Raw genomic sequence first — 13371 nt, forward strand, 5'->3', positions numbered from 1 at the left:
GGCGCCCCGCCTGCCGGTCGCGCCCGACACACGCACAAACGACAACGGCGCCCGAGGGCGCCGTTGTCACGAGCGGAAACCGCTGCCGGATCAATCCTTCTTCGGCGGCACGACGGGCGCACGGCCGCCGAGGTTCGCCCGGAAGAACTCGAACAGCTTGCCGTAGTAGGCGAACTGGTTTTCCTTCTTCACGAAGCCGTGGCCCTCGGTCGCGAAGTACATCTCGTCGACCGGCTTGCCCACCGCGCGCAGCGCCCGCGCCATCGCCTCGGAATGCGACTGCGGCGCACGCACGTCGGCGCCGCCGGCCGCCAGGAACACCGGGACCTTGATCCGCGACGCCAGCTTGGTCGGCGACGAGGCATCGAGCTGGTCCTTGCCCAGCGCATCGGACAGGAAGTCGCGGCCGTACGAGGACTGGCTGATGTCGCCGCGGCCCCAGAGCATGTTGAGGTCGTACACGCCGACGTAGCCGACGGCGCAGCGATAGAGGTCGGGCTCCTTCGCCACCGCCATCAGCGAGGCGTAGCCGCCGTAGCTGGCGCCGTAGATGCAGATCCGGTTCGGGTCGGCGATGCCCTGCTGGATCGCCCAGCGTGTGGCGTCGGTCAGATCGTCCTGCATCGCCAGGCCCCACTGCTTGTGGCCCTTTTCGAGGAACGCCTTGCCGTAGCCGCCCGAGCCGCGGAAGTTGACCTGCAGCACCGCATAGCCATGCGCCATCATCATCTGCACGTCGCGGTTGTAGCCCCAGTCGTCCTCGACGCCGAACGGACCGCCGTGCGGATGCACGATCAGCGGCATGTTCTTGCCGCTGCTGCCATGCGGCACGCTGAGCATCACTTCCACGTCGAGGCCGTCACGGGCCTTGAAGTAGGCCGGCTGGATCATGCCGAGGCGGGCGCGATCGAGCCAGTCGGCGCGATTCATGAACTTCGTGGCCTTGTTCTTCTGCGTGTCGAGGATGAACAGTTGGCCCGGGTTGCGGTCGCTGGTGACTTCCAGCAGCACGTAATGGCCGTCGGTCGTGCTCGACACCGGGAAGACGACGTCGCCATCGAAGCCGGCCTGCAGCGCCTGGTGCAGCTTGGCCTCGGTCGACTCGGGATCGAAGTACTCGAAGCGCGGACGGTTGGCACCACCGAACATCACGCCGATCGGATAGCGCTGGCCGCCCCAGCGCAGCAGGCCGGCGGGATCGACGTCGTCGTCGCGGGCGATCTGCTTCATCGTCATCGTCGCCGTGTCGAAGGCGCGCAGCGAATCGGGGCCGGTCTCTTCTTCCGCGTCGATGTACGCAGTGGCGTTGTCGCGGCTGAAGCCGAGCGCGCGCATCTTGCGGCCGGTGGCCGACTCGTCGTTGACGAGCTGCCATTCGGCGTTGTCGTCCTTGCGGTAGTACAGCACTTCCTTGAATTCGCGGTTCATGCCCGACGCGAACCGCACCTGGCCGTTGTAGTCCACCAGGAAGGTCGCGCCGCGCACGGGCGCGCGCGCGACCGGCTTGTGCGTGCCGGTGTAGACGTTCATGCGCTCGAGCGAGGTGTAGGGGATCTCGCCGCCGCCGTAGGGCGTGACGGTCACCAGCACTTCGTCGTCGTTGTCGACGAGGGTGTCGACCATCTGGATCGCGGCGAGCTCCGTGCGCGCCTTGCCGCCGGCACGCGAGGGCGTGGCGCGGGCGCCGGTATCGGAAGCACGCATGCCGGCGACGATGCCCTGCTTGCTGCCGTCGGCATTCGTGCCCCAGAGCTCGCCGAAGCTGGTCGGACGCTCGAGACCGCCGGCGCGCTCGCCGACGGTGAACAGCAGGCGCTCGTCGTTGACCCACCAGAAATCGACGACGTGGGTATGGCTGTCCTTGAGGGTGACGTGGCCGTAGGGCTTGCTCTCGCCCGGCTTGAGGATGACCAGGACGGTCTTGTCGTCCTCGCCCAGCGGCACGGTGGCCGCCACGTAGGTGCCCTTGGGCGAGATCTTCACGTTGACGAAGCGATCGTCGCGGATGAAGTCGCCGAGGTTGTAGGGCAAAGCATCGCCGGCAGGCGCCGACGATTGGGCCGAGACCACGGCCAAGGGCTGCGCGACCAGCAGGGCGAGCAGGAGGAAAGCGCGTTTCATGCAGGCAACTCCGGGGAATCCGGGGCGGATTGTAACCTTCCGCCCCGACGCCCTCCCCTGCCCGAGGTCATGCCGCCGGACAGGCGCCCTCAGTCCGCGCTGGCGTCCGCTACCGGGACCGGCGCGCGGCCGCCGATGTTGCGCTGCAGGAACGTCAACAGGCGGGCATAGAACTCGGCCCGGTGCTCGCGCTTGTAGATGCCGTGACCCTCGGTCTTGAAGTACAGGGTCTCGACCGGCACGCCGGCCTTCTTCAGGGCGGCTTCCATCATCTGCGTATGTTCCACCGGCGCGGTGTCGTCTTCATGCCCGGCGGACAGGAAGACGGGCACCTTGATCCGCTCCGCGAAACGGTTGGGCGACACGTCGGAGAGGTTGCCGTCGTTCATCGTCCGCTCGAAGAACCGGCGCGCGCCGTCGTTGCCCAGCGAATCCTGGGTACGCACGCGCCCGAGGTCGTACACGCCGACCTGTCCCACCGCGCAGCGGTAGAGCGTCGGCTCCTTCGCGACCCCCATGAGCGCGGCGTAGCCGCCATAACTGGCGCCGAAGATGCAGATCCGGTCCTTGTCGGCGATGCCCTGGTCGATGGCCCAGCGCGTGGCGTCGGTCAGGTCGTCCTGCATCTCCAGCCCCCAGCGCTTGTAGCCGGCTTCCTGGAATTCACGGCCGTAGCCGGACGAGCCGCGGTAGTTCACCTGCAGCACCGCGTAGCCGTGGCTGGCCAGAACTTGCACGGTGGGATCGTAGCCCCACTCGTCCTGCACGCCGAACGGCCCGCCATGCGGATGGATCACCAGCGGCAGGTGCTTGCCGTCGCTGCCGACCGGCACCGTGAGCAGCGCCGGGATCCGACGCCCGTCGCGCGCCTGGAAGACGACGTCGCGCATCGGCGCCAGCCGCTGCGGATCCAGCCAGTCCGCGGCGAACATCATCGGCGACACCTTGCGGGTGTCGAGGTTCATCACGTAGTAACCGCCAGGCTCGCGGTCGGCGTAGGTGTAGACCAGCACCTCGCGCCGGGTCGTGGTGTAGTCCGACGTCGACACGATCTGGCCGGGGAACGCCTTCTGCAGGCGCTGGTGCGCCTTGGCGTCTTCGGATTCCGGATCGAAGTACACGTAGCGCGGCGTCGCACCGGCATACAGCACGCCGATCGGTGTGCGCTTGCCGATGGCGTTGATCAGTCGCGACGGGTCGGCGAACGGGTCGCGGACGATGTCCTTCGAGGTGCCCGTGGCGACGTCGAACGCGAGGACCGCATCCGGGCCGCTCTTCTCCTCGGCGCGCAGGTACGCGACCGTGTTGTCGGCAGAGAAACCGAGCGGGTACATCACGCGCCCGGTCACGGCTTCGTCGTTGATGACTTGCCATTTGTCCTTGCCCGGCGCCCGCCAGTACAGCCGCGCGAAATCCTTTTCGTCCCGGCCGCCGGCGAAGCGGGCTTGCTGCGCGCCGTCCGCCATGAACCAGCCGTAGCGGATCGGTGCTTCGGCGAGGCGCTTCGGGGCGCCTCCGTAGACGTCGAGAAGGGTCATCTCGGTGAATCCATCCCCGTTTCCATACAGGGAGGCGACGATGTGGTCGTCGTCATCGTCGAGCGTATCGAGGACCTGCACGCCGTAGCCGGGCATGCGGACGCGCTTGCTGCCGTCGGCCTCGATCGCCCAGGTCTCGCCGGTCCGTGCGGGACGTTCGTCGAGCTGGTCCCTGACGGCCACGGAATAGATCAGACGGTGGTCGCTGACCCAGTAGATCCCGTAGACATGGCTCCGGCGCGCACTGACGTCGATCCGGGTCAACGGCCGGGATTCGCCCGTCTTCAGGATATAGAGCACCGTCCTGTCGCCTTCCGGGACGGCGGCCGCGACATAGGTGCCCTTCTGCGAGACGGCGACTTCCTTGAACTTGTCCTGGCGCACGAAATCGGCGATCTCGTAGGGTTTCGGCGCCTGCGCGACCGCCAGGGGCGACGCGATCAGCAGCAGCGTGGACAGCAACGTCGCGAACGGCTTCATTCTCGGCTCCTTGAGGCCCGGCCGGGCCACTCTCGTTTTCGACACGAATCGGCGACCGCCCGGTCACACGGGCGGTGCACGCATCGGACCGGGGCGACGGCTCAGCGCTTGCCGTCCCCGGCCACCACCACCGGCGCACGACCGCCGAGCTGCGTCCGGAAGAACGCCAGCAGCTTGCCGTAGTAGTCGCGCTCGTTCTCGACCTTGTAGAACCCGTGGCCCTCGGTCGGGTAGTAATAGGCTTCGACCGGGACGCCGGCGGCGCGCAGCGCCTTCTCCATCATCTGCGTGTGCTGGATCGGCGCACGCTCGTCCTCGCCACCAGCGGCCAGCAGCACCGGCACCTTGATGCGGTCGGCGAGCCGGTTCGGCGACACCTTCGCGATGTTGTCCGGGCTGCCGATCCACTCGGCGACGTAGTTCTTGCCCGACCCCGTCTCCTTGATGTCGCCGTCGGTATGCATCGTCGGCAGGTCGTAGACGCCGACGTAACCGGCCGCGCAGCGGTAGAGCGTCGGCTCCTTGGCCACGCCCATCAGCGAAGCGTAGGCGCCGTAGCTCGCGCCGTAGATGCAGATCCGCTGCGGATCTGCGATGCCCTGCTGGATCGCCCAGCGCGTGGCGTCGGTGAGGTCGTCCTGCATGGTGCCGCCCCACTGGCGGCGACCGGCCTGCTCGAAGGCGTGGCCGTGGTTGCCCGAGCCGCGGAAGTTCACCTGCAGCACCGCGTAGCCATGGGCGGCCAGCATCTGCACGTCGCTGTCGTAGCCCCATTCGTCGTGGACGCCGAAGGGGCCGCCGTGGACGTACAGGATCATCGGCGCGTTCTTCGCCTCGGCGCCGACCGGCGCGGTCAGGAAGCCGTGCAACGCCTTGCCGTCGCGCGCCGCGAAATGCACCGGCGTGGTCTGCGCGGTGCGCTCGGGGTCGATCCACTGGCCGCGGCTCAGCAGGTACGACGCCTTGTTGCTGTTCGTGTCGAACAGGTAGAAATCGCCCGGATTGCGGTCCGAATAGACGAAGACCAGCGCCAGCGATTCGTCAGAGGTCACCGAGGTGATGGCGATGTCCTGCCCCTGGAATGCCCGTTCGAGCTTGCGATAGAGCTTGGCGTACTTCGATTCGGGATCGAAGAACTCGCGGCGCGGCAGGCCATCCAGCACTTCCACGCCGACCAGCCGATCACCGACGTAAAGCGCCTGGGGATCGGTGTCGTCGTCGCGGAACACCTCGTGGCTCTGGCCCGTCGCCGGGTCCCATGCGTCGATCGAGTCAGGGCCGTCGGCATGCTCCACGCGGAGATAGGCGATCTTGTCGTCCGGCGAAAAACCCAGCGGCACCTTCACGAGGCCATTGGTGCGGGTATCGCTGACGAGCGTCCATTCCTTGCTGTCGACCGCACGGTGGTAGAGACGGCGGCTGAGGTCGATGTCCTCGCCGATCGCGAAGCGCACGTTGCCAGCATGGTCGGTGACGAAGCTGGCGTTGCGCACCGGCGCCTGGGCGATGGTGACGCGACGACCGCTGTAGACGTTCATGCGCTCGGCGCGCGTGTACGGATCGTCGGTGAACGGCGTGATCGAGATGATCGCGTTCTTGTCGTCCGCGGGCAGGTCGTCGACCAGGTCTGCGGCGACGTCGCCTTCCTGCTTGGTCTGGATGTGCGAGTTGGTGTGATCGACCATCAGGCTCTGCCCGACCAGCAGGCCGCCGCCGCTGCCGTCGAAGTTGATCGCGTACAGGTCGCCGGTCGACTGCGGCGCTTCCAGCGCGCCGATCTTCTCGGCGGCGCTCAGCAGCACGCGCTCGTCGTTGACCCACCAGAAGTCCTCGACCTGGGTACGGTCACCCGGGATCGACAGGTTCGCGAGCACCTTGTTGTCGGCGCGGCGCAGGATCACCAGCGCGGTCTTGCGCCCGATCGGCACGGTCGCCGCGAGGTACTCGCCGGTCGGCGAGATCTTGAGCTGGCGGAACTGCTGCCGGCGGATGAAATCCTCGAGGTCGTGGGGTTTCGCGGCCTGCGCGGTCGCCATCATCGGCGCCACGAGCAGCAGCGGCATCAGGAGCAGGGCAAGGGGCTTCATCGAGTGTCCTTTCGGGCCATGGCGGGCCGGTCTGGTGTGTCAGCGCAAACGGGTGTCGTCGAGGATCATGGCCAGCCCGACCGTCCAGTCGGGCAGCCCGGCCCCGAGGTCGGCGGCGAGCCGCGACGTGTCGAGCACCGAGTATGCCGGACGCGCGGCGGGCGTCGGATAGTCGACGGTGGCGATGGGGTCGACCGGCACGACGCGCGCGAGCAGCCCACGCGCATGGGCACCGGCGACGATCGCCTCGGCGAACCCGTGCCACGTGGTCTGGCCCGCCGCGGTGAGATGGCGGATGCCGCCGACGTCGCGGCGCGCCAGCACGCGCGCGGTCACGTCGGCGATCAGCGCGGCGGACGTCGGCGTGCCGGTCTGGTCGGCGACCACGCGCAGCGCGTCGCGCTCGGCGGCGAGGCGCAGCATCGTGCGCAGGAAGTTCTTGCCGTGCGCGGCGTAGACCCACGCGGTGCGCAGGATCAGGTGGTCGGCGCCGGTCGCGGCGATCGCCTCCTCGCCCGCGCGCTTGCTGGCGCCGTAGACGCCGGCGGGCGCGGTCGGATCGTCCTCGCGGTACGGGCGTGTGTCGCGGCCGTCGAAGACGTAGTCGGTCGAGTAGTGGATCAGGCGCGCACCGCTCGCGGCGCAGGCCGCGGCGATGCGCGCGGGCGCTTCCGCATTCGCGCGGAAGGCGGCGTCGCGATCGCTCTCGGCGCGATCGACCGCGGTGTACGCGGCGGCGTTGACGACGACGTCGGGCGCGACGCGTTCGATCAGCGCCGGCAACGAGTCCGGTGCATCGAAATCGGCGACTTCGCACGTGTTGCCGTCGTCGAGCGTGCCGCTGCGGGTGGTCGCGATGATGTCGCCCAGCGGCGCGAGGCTGCGGCGCAGTTCCGTGCCGACCTGTCCGTTGGCCCCGAACAGCAGGATGCGCATCGCCGCCTCAGCCCGCGAACACGGGCAGCCGCTCCGGCGCCACGTCGTCGAGGAACGGCGCCTTCGCGTCCTTGTCCGACAGCACCGGCGCGGACACCGGCCAGTCGACCGCCAGCGCGGCGTCGTTCCAGCGGATGCCGGCGTCGGCCTCGCGGTCGTAGGGCGCGCTGCACAGATAGGTGAACACCGCGCGTTCGCTCAGCGTGACGAAGCCGTGCGCGAAGCCCGGCGGGATCCAGAAATGGCGCTTGTTCTGCTCGCTCAGCACCACCGCGGTCCAGCGCCCGAAGGTCGGCGAACCGCGGCGGATGTCGACGGCGACGTCCCACACCTCGCCTTCCACCACCGATACGTACTTGCCCTGCGGGTTGGGCCACTGGTAGTGCAGGCCGCGCAGCACGCCTTGCGTCGACGAGGACACGTTGCCCTGCACGAACGCGGGCAACACCAGGCCGCGCTCGGCGAAGCGCGCGTGGTTGAACGACTCGAAGAAGAAGCCGCGACTGTCGCCGAACACCTGCGGTTCGACGATGAAGCAGCCCGGCAGATCGGTTTCGGTGATGGAGGTCATGCGCGTTCCGCGGTCAGGGCACGAAGCCGCGCTCGGCGAGGCTCAGCAGGTACTGGCCGTAGCCGTTCTTCGCCAGCGGCTTCGCCAGCGCTTCGAGCTGGGCGGCGTCGATCCAGCCGTTGCTCCACGCGATCTCTTCGGGGCAGCAGACGCGCAGGCCCTGTCGCGCCTCGATCGTCTCGATGTAGTTCGAGGCTTCCAGCAGCGACTGGTGGGTGCCGGTGTCGAGCCACGCATAACCGCGACCGAGGCGCTGCAGGTGCAGGCTGCCGTCGTCGAGATAGCGCCGGTTGAGGTCGGTGATCTCCAGCTCGCCGCGCGCGGACGGCTTGAGCTCCGATGCGAACTCGCTGGCGCGGCCGTCGTAGAAGTACAGACCGGTGACGGCGTAGCTGGACTTCGGCTTCGCCGGCTTTTCCTCCAGTCCGATCACGCGGCCGGTGGCGTCGAACTCGGCCACGCCGTAGCGCTCCGGATCGCGCACCCAGTAGCCGAACACGGTCGCCCCCATCGTGCGCGCGTCGGCCTCGCGCAGCATCGCGGTGAGGCCGGGGCCGTGGAAGATGTTGTCGCCAAGCACGAGGCAGCTGGGCTGGCCGTCGACGAAGTCGCGGCCGATCAGGTACGCCTGCGCCAGACCGTCGGGACTGGGCTGCACCGCGTAGTCGATGCGCATGCCCCACTGCGAACCGTCGCCAAGCAGGGTCTTGAACAACGCCTGTTCGTGCGGCGTGTTGATCACCAGCACTTCGCGGATGCCGGCGAGCATCAGCACGCTCAGCGGGTAGTAGATCATCGGCTTGTCGTACACCGGCAGCAGCTGCTTGCTGACCGCCTGCGTGATCGGATACAGCCGCGTGCCGGAACCGCCGGCGAGGATGATGCCCTTGCGCGCGGTCATGCTGCCGCTCCGATGCGTTCGAGGCGGTAGCTGCCGTCGAGCACGCGCGCCACCCAGTCCTGGTGGTCGAGGTACCAGTCGACGGTGCGCGCGATGCCCTGCTCGAAGCTCAGCGACGGCGACCAGCCCAGTTCCGACTTCAGCTTCGACGCATCGATGGCGTAGCGACGATCGTGGCCCGGGCGATCCTTCACGAACGCGATCAGCGATTCGCGGGCGCGACCGTCGGCCAGCGGTCGGCGTGCGTCGAGCAGCGCGCAGATCGTCTTCACGACGGTGATGTTCTCGCGCTCGGCGTCGCCGCCGACGTTGTAGACCTCGCCGACGCGGCCGCGTTCGAGCACCGCGCGGATGGCGCTGCAGTGGTCGCCGACGTACAGCCAGTCGCGCACGTTGCGGCCGTCGCCGTAGACCGGCAACGTCTCGCCGGCCAGCGCCTTCGCGATGATCAGCGGGATGAGCTTCTCGGGGAACTGGAACGGCCCGTAGTTGTTCGAGCAGTTCGTGGTCAGCGTCGGCAAACCGTAGGTGTGGTGGAAGGCGCGGACCAGATGGTCGGACGCGGCCTTCGACGCCGAATACGGCGAGTTCGGCGCGTACGGCGTGGTCTCGGTGAACTTGCCGGTGTCGCCGAGCGAGCCGTAGACCTCGTCGGTCGACACGTGCAGCAAGCGGAAGGCGTCGCGCGCGTCGCCGTCGAGCGACTTCCAGTGATCGCGGGCGCATTCGAGCAGACCCAGCGTGCCGACGACGTTGGTCTGCACGAACGCAGCCGGGCCGTCGATCGAGCGGTCGACGTGGCTCTCGGCGGCGAAGTTGATGATCGCGTCGGGTCGGTGCGTCGCCAGCAGCGAGGCGACCAGTTCGCGGTCGCCGATGTCGCCGCGGACGAAGACGTGGTCGGGATGCCCGTCCAGCGCGGCGAGGGTGTCGCGGTTGCCGGCGTAGGTGAGCGCGTCGAGATTGACGATGCGCACGCCGCTCGCGACGGCCTCCAGCACGAAATTCCCCCCGATGAAACCGGCACCGCCGGTCACGAACCATGTCGGCACGCGTGGACTCCTGGTTGGTCGGACGACGCGCGGATTGTACCCGCGGCCCATGCGCGGCCCGTCGGGCGCGGCCACGCGAATCTGAACGGATGCCGGCCTGCGTTCAGGCCGCGTCCCAGACGCAGCGGCCGGCCTTCTTGCGGATGACGGCGAGCCGGGCATCGTGCGCGGCGGCTTCCTCGTCGGTCGCGCGCACCCGCGGGCGGCGGGCGGCGTCCGCCGGCGCGATCGCGAAGGCGGCGCGCGTGGCGGCATTGCCGGACTCGCCGTCGGCGGACTGGCCGAAGCCGATCTCGCCCTGCCCCGAGGTCAGCGCGAGGTAGACCTCGGCCAGCAACTGGGCGTCGAGCAGCGCGCCGTGCAACTGGCGATGGCCGTTGTCCACGCCCAGCCGCTTGCACAGCGCGTCGAGGGAATTGCGCTGGCCCGGATAGCGCTTGCGCGCCATGTCCAGCGAGTCCTCGATCCCCGCGACCCGATCGTGCAGGCGGCCGTACTGCGGCCCGAGCAACGACAGCTCGTGATCGAGGAAGCCGACGTCGAACGCGGCGTTGTGGATGATCAGCTCGGCGCCGTCGATGAAGTCGAGGAAGGCGTCGGCGATCTCGGCGAACTTCGGCTTGTCGGCGAGGAATTCCAGCGTGAGGCCGGTGACTTCCTGCGCGCCGGGCTCGAATTCGCGCTCGGGATGGATGTACTGCTGCCAGGTGCGGCCGGTGGGCCGACGCTCGACCAGCTCCACGCAGCCGATTTCGACCACGCGATTGCCCTTCTTCCACTCCAGGCCGGTGGTTTCGGTATCGAGGACGATCTGCCTCATGCGCCGCGGGCTCCGCTGCGGAAGGCGGTGGCCTGGGCGCGGGCGAGCTGGTCGACGCGCTCGTTGTCGGGATCGCCGGAATGGCCCTTCACCCAGCGCCAGTCGATCGTGTGGCGACCTGCGGCGGCGTGCAGGCGCTCCCACAGATCGCGGTTCTTCACCGGATCGCCGCCGGCGGTCTTCCAGTGGCGGCGCACCCAGTTCGGCAACCATTCGGTGATGCCCTGGCGCACGTACTGCGAGTCGGTGAACAACGTGACCGAACATGGCCGGCTCAGGCTTTCCAGCCCCATGATCGCGGCCATCAGCTCCATGCGGTTGTTCGTGGTCTGCGCCTCGCCCCCGGCGACCTCGCGCTCGGTCGCGTTGTAGCGCAGCAGCGCCGCCCAGCCACCGGGGCCGGGATTGCCGAGGCAAGCGCCGTCGGTGTGGATCTCGACCTGTTTCAGGGCCGGCGCGGCGGATTTCGCAGGGGAAGACGGCGGAACGTTCAAGCGGAAGGAACTCCATCGGCGATCGCCAGCGGCAGGCGCGGGCGGATCGGGGTGATCGGAAGGGCGCGCTTCTCGGCGCGCTGGAGGAAGGCCGCGCGCAGGCCGGCACCGGACTGCAGCGCGGGCGAGGCGGTGGGCGACCATTGCGGGCCGATGCCCTGCGCCGCCGGTTCGGGCGCGAGGCCGGCCTCGGCCAGCCGCCGGCGCCAGACGGCCGGGTCGCGGGCCACCAGCCGACGGCCACGCCAGCGCAGGCGGTACGGCGAATGCGGATTGAGCGCGAGCAGCGCCAGCCGTCCACCGGGCACCAGCACGCGGGCACATTCCTCGATCAGCGCCGCGGCCTCGCCCGGGCCTTCGCCGGGCACGTGCTGCAGCACCACGGCCCCGAGCGACTCGCTGGGCAGCGGCAGTGGCAGGCCGCAGCGGACGGTGCCGGACCAGCCGGTGCCGCTGGCGACGAGGCAGAGACCGCGGCCACCCGGCGGCTCGCCTGACAAGGCCGGTGCCAGCCACAACCACGGCAGGCCGACCACTGGGTGCGCGGCCAGCGCATCGGCCACCACCGTCTGCTCGCTGTCGAGCACGGCCTGTCCCGCCGGCAGCAGGAACCACTGCATGGCGGCATCGGACGGCAACGGGTGGGACAATGCGGGCATCGTGCCATTGTATGCCGAGCCATCCGCCGGACCGCCCATGCGCCTCGTTGCCCTGCCCGCCTTCGACGACAACTATCTCTGGGCGCTGGCCGGCGACGACGGTGCCGCGGTGGTGGTCGATCCCGGCGACGCCGGGCCGATCCTCGCCGCCGCCGACGCCGGCCTGCGCCCTGTCGCGGTGCTGATCACCCACCACCACGGCGACCACATCGGTGGCCTGCCGGCGCTGCTCGAACGCTGGCCGTCGCTCGCGATCCATGCGCCCGACGACGCCCGGATCGACATTGCGACCGCACGCGTGGCCGACGGCGACCGCGTCGAGGCGCTGGGGCTGACGTTCGACACGCTGGCCGTTCCCGGCCACACCCGCAGCCACGTGGCCTACGTCTGCGCGGCGCCCGGCGACGCCGACGGCGGCCTGCTGTTCTGCGGCGACACCCTGTTCAGCCTCGGCTGCGGGCGGCTGTTCGAAGGCACGCCGGCGCAGATGCTGGCTTCGCTCGATCGCCTCGCGACACTGCCGGGCGACACCCGCGTCTGCTGCGCCCACGAATACACCGCGTCGAACGCCGCCTTCGCGCTGGCGGTGGATCCGGAGAATCCGGCCCTGCGCGCCCGAGCGGACGCGGTGCGCGCGCTGCGCGCCGCGGATGCGAGCACGCTGCCGTCCACGATCGCGCAGGAACGCGCTACCAACCCGTTCCTGCGCTGCGACACCTCGTACGTGCGCGACGCGATCGCCGTCCGACTGGGCCACGCGCCCGCGGACCGACTGGAGACCTTCGCCGCCCTGCGCGCCTGGAAGGACACATTCCGGGGCTGAGCGGAGCGCCGGCGTGGAACCCGAACCATACGGGCGCCCACGGTCGGGGACGCATGGCACACTAGCCGCCCCCCGACGACGGACGAGATCGCCCATGGGTTTCCTGCAAGGCAAACGCGCGCTCATCACCGGCATCGCCAGCGAGCGTTCGATCGCCACCGGCATTGCCGAGGCCATGCACCGGGAAGGTGCCGAACTGGCCTTCACCTACCAGAACGACAAGCTGAAATCGCGCGTCGAGAGCGCCGCGGCCGAGTACGGTTCGAACATCGTGCTGCCGCTGGACGTCGCCGACGACGCCCAGATCGCCGCCTGCTTCGAATCACTCGGCCAGCACTGGGACGGTTTCGACATCCTCATCCACGCCATCGCCTTCGCCCCGCGCGAAGCGATCAGCGGCCAGTACCTCGACGGCCTGACCCGCGAGAACTTCGCGATCGCCCACGACATCTCGTCGTATTCGCTGGCGGCGATGGCGAAAGCCGCGCGCCCGATGATGGCCGGCCGCAACGGATCGATCCTCACCCTCACCTACCTCGGCGCCGAGCGCGTGCTCAGCGGCTACAACCTGATGGGCGTCGCCAAGGCCAGCCTGGAGGCGAACGTCCGCTATCTCGCCTGCAACCTCGGCCCCGAAGGCATCCGTGTCAACGCGATCTCCGCCGGCCCGATCAAGACGCTCGCCGCCGCGGGCATCGCCGGCTTCCGCAAGATCCTCGGCCACGTCGAGCAGAACGCCCCGCTGCGCCGCACGGTCACCATCGAGGACGTGGGCAACGTCGCCGCGTTCCTCAGTTCCGACCTCGCCTCCGGCGTGACCGGCGAAATCACCTACGTGGACGCCGGCTACAACATCCTCGGCATGACCGGGATCGAGTAAGGCGCAACG

12 protein-coding genes are annotated in these 13371 nt (G+C 69.2%); 2 read left to right on the forward strand and 10 right to left on the reverse strand.

What is annotated here, in order from left to right; genetic code table 11:
* Positions 1-90: 90 nt before the first annotated feature.
* The 10 genes from ACT53R_RS05155 to ACT53R_RS05200 form a co-directional block, all read right to left on the reverse strand.
* Positions 91-2121, reverse strand: coding sequence for an alpha/beta hydrolase family protein (locus ACT53R_RS05155; RefSeq protein ID WP_476170782.1), 2031 nt, complete (start codon positions 2119-2121; stop codon positions 91-93).
* 89 nt (positions 2122-2210) lie between these two features.
* Positions 2211-4139 carry an alpha/beta hydrolase family protein gene (locus ACT53R_RS05160; protein ID WP_476170783.1) on the reverse strand — a complete coding sequence of 643 codons (1929 nt, stop codon included), beginning with the start codon at positions 4137-4139 and terminating at the stop codon, positions 2211-2213.
* Between the two features lie 101 nt (positions 4140-4240).
* Complete coding sequence (locus ACT53R_RS05165) at positions 4241-6226, reverse strand: alpha/beta hydrolase family protein (RefSeq protein WP_476170784.1); 1986 nt, start codon at positions 6224-6226, stop codon at positions 4241-4243.
* Positions 6227-6265: 39 nt separating this feature from the next.
* Entirely contained in the window at positions 6266-7162 is an 897-nt protein-coding gene (rfbD, locus tag ACT53R_RS05170) for a dTDP-4-dehydrorhamnose reductase (RefSeq protein WP_476170785.1), read from the reverse strand.
* A gap of 7 nt (positions 7163-7169) precedes the next feature.
* Complete coding sequence (rfbC, locus tag ACT53R_RS05175) at positions 7170-7733, reverse strand: dTDP-4-dehydrorhamnose 3,5-epimerase (RefSeq protein WP_476170786.1); 564 nt, start codon at positions 7731-7733, stop codon at positions 7170-7172.
* Between the two features lie 13 nt (positions 7734-7746).
* Positions 7747-8634 (reverse strand): glucose-1-phosphate thymidylyltransferase RfbA, encoded by an 888-nt coding sequence (rfbA, locus tag ACT53R_RS05180; protein WP_476170787.1) that lies wholly within the window; start codon positions 8632-8634, stop codon positions 7747-7749.
* The gene (gene rfbB, locus ACT53R_RS05185) at positions 8631-9686 is read right to left on the reverse strand and encodes a dTDP-glucose 4,6-dehydratase (RefSeq protein ID WP_476170788.1); all 1056 of its coding nucleotides are present in this window, start codon (positions 9684-9686) and stop codon (positions 8631-8633) included. The genes rfbA and rfbB overlap by 4 nt, the downstream gene beginning before the upstream one ends.
* 103 nt (positions 9687-9789) lie before the next feature.
* The gene (dnaQ, locus tag ACT53R_RS05190) at positions 9790-10506 is read right to left on the reverse strand and encodes a DNA polymerase III subunit epsilon (RefSeq protein WP_476170789.1); all 717 of its coding nucleotides are present in this window, start codon (positions 10504-10506) and stop codon (positions 9790-9792) included.
* Positions 10503-10955 (reverse strand): ribonuclease HI, encoded by a 453-nt coding sequence (rnhA, locus tag ACT53R_RS05195; RefSeq protein WP_476171117.1) that lies wholly within the window; start codon positions 10953-10955, stop codon positions 10503-10505. The genes dnaQ and rnhA overlap by 4 nt, the downstream gene beginning before the upstream one ends.
* A 41-nt stretch (positions 10956-10996) precedes the next feature.
* A complete protein-coding gene (locus ACT53R_RS05200; RefSeq protein ID WP_476170790.1) occupies positions 10997-11659 on the reverse strand; it encodes a hypothetical protein in 663 nt (220 codons plus the stop codon).
* A gap of 37 nt (positions 11660-11696) precedes the next feature.
* Between ACT53R_RS05200 and gloB the strand changes: the two genes are divergently transcribed.
* The gene (gloB, locus tag ACT53R_RS05205) at positions 11697-12482 is read left to right on the forward strand and encodes a hydroxyacylglutathione hydrolase (RefSeq protein WP_476170791.1); all 786 of its coding nucleotides are present in this window, start codon (positions 11697-11699) and stop codon (positions 12480-12482) included.
* A 94-nt stretch (positions 12483-12576) separates the two neighbouring features.
* The gene (locus tag ACT53R_RS05210) at positions 12577-13362 is read left to right on the forward strand and encodes an enoyl-ACP reductase FabI (protein WP_476170792.1); all 786 of its coding nucleotides are present in this window, start codon (positions 12577-12579) and stop codon (positions 13360-13362) included.
* Positions 13363-13371: the final 9 nt, after the last annotated feature.

The sequence above is a fragment of the Lysobacter sp. DMC104 genome, from assembly GCF_056313665.1.

Bases quoted from the DNA above. Each gene is read 5' to 3' on its own strand.
- ACT53R_RS05155 (WP_476170782.1), bottom strand. From the start codon at position 2,121: ATGAAACGCGCTTTCCTCCTGCTCGCCCTGCTGGTCGCGCAGCCCTTG.
- ACT53R_RS05160 (WP_476170783.1), bottom strand. From the start codon at position 4,139: ATGAAGCCGTTCGCGACGTTGCTGTCCACGCTGCTGCTGATCGCGTCG.
- ACT53R_RS05165 (WP_476170784.1), bottom strand. From the start codon at position 6,226: ATGAAGCCCCTTGCCCTGCTCCTGATGCCGCTGCTGCTCGTGGCGCCG.
- rfbD (WP_476170785.1), bottom strand. From the start codon at position 7,162: ATGCGCATCCTGCTGTTCGGGGCCAACGGACAGGTCGGCACGGAACTG.
- rfbC (WP_476170786.1), bottom strand. From the start codon at position 7,733: ATGACCTCCATCACCGAAACCGATCTGCCGGGCTGCTTCATCGTCGAA.
- rfbA (WP_476170787.1), bottom strand. From the start codon at position 8,634: ATGACCGCGCGCAAGGGCATCATCCTCGCCGGCGGTTCCGGCACGCGG.
- dnaQ (WP_476170789.1), bottom strand. From the start codon at position 10,506: ATGAGGCAGATCGTCCTCGATACCGAAACCACCGGCCTGGAGTGGAAG.
- ACT53R_RS05200 (WP_476170790.1), bottom strand. From the start codon at position 11,659: ATGCCCGCATTGTCCCACCCGTTGCCGTCCGATGCCGCCATGCAGTGG.
- gloB (WP_476170791.1), top strand. From the start codon at position 11,697: ATGCGCCTCGTTGCCCTGCCCGCCTTCGACGACAACTATCTCTGGGCG.
- ACT53R_RS05210 (WP_476170792.1), top strand. From the start codon at position 12,577: ATGGGTTTCCTGCAAGGCAAACGCGCGCTCATCACCGGCATCGCCAGC.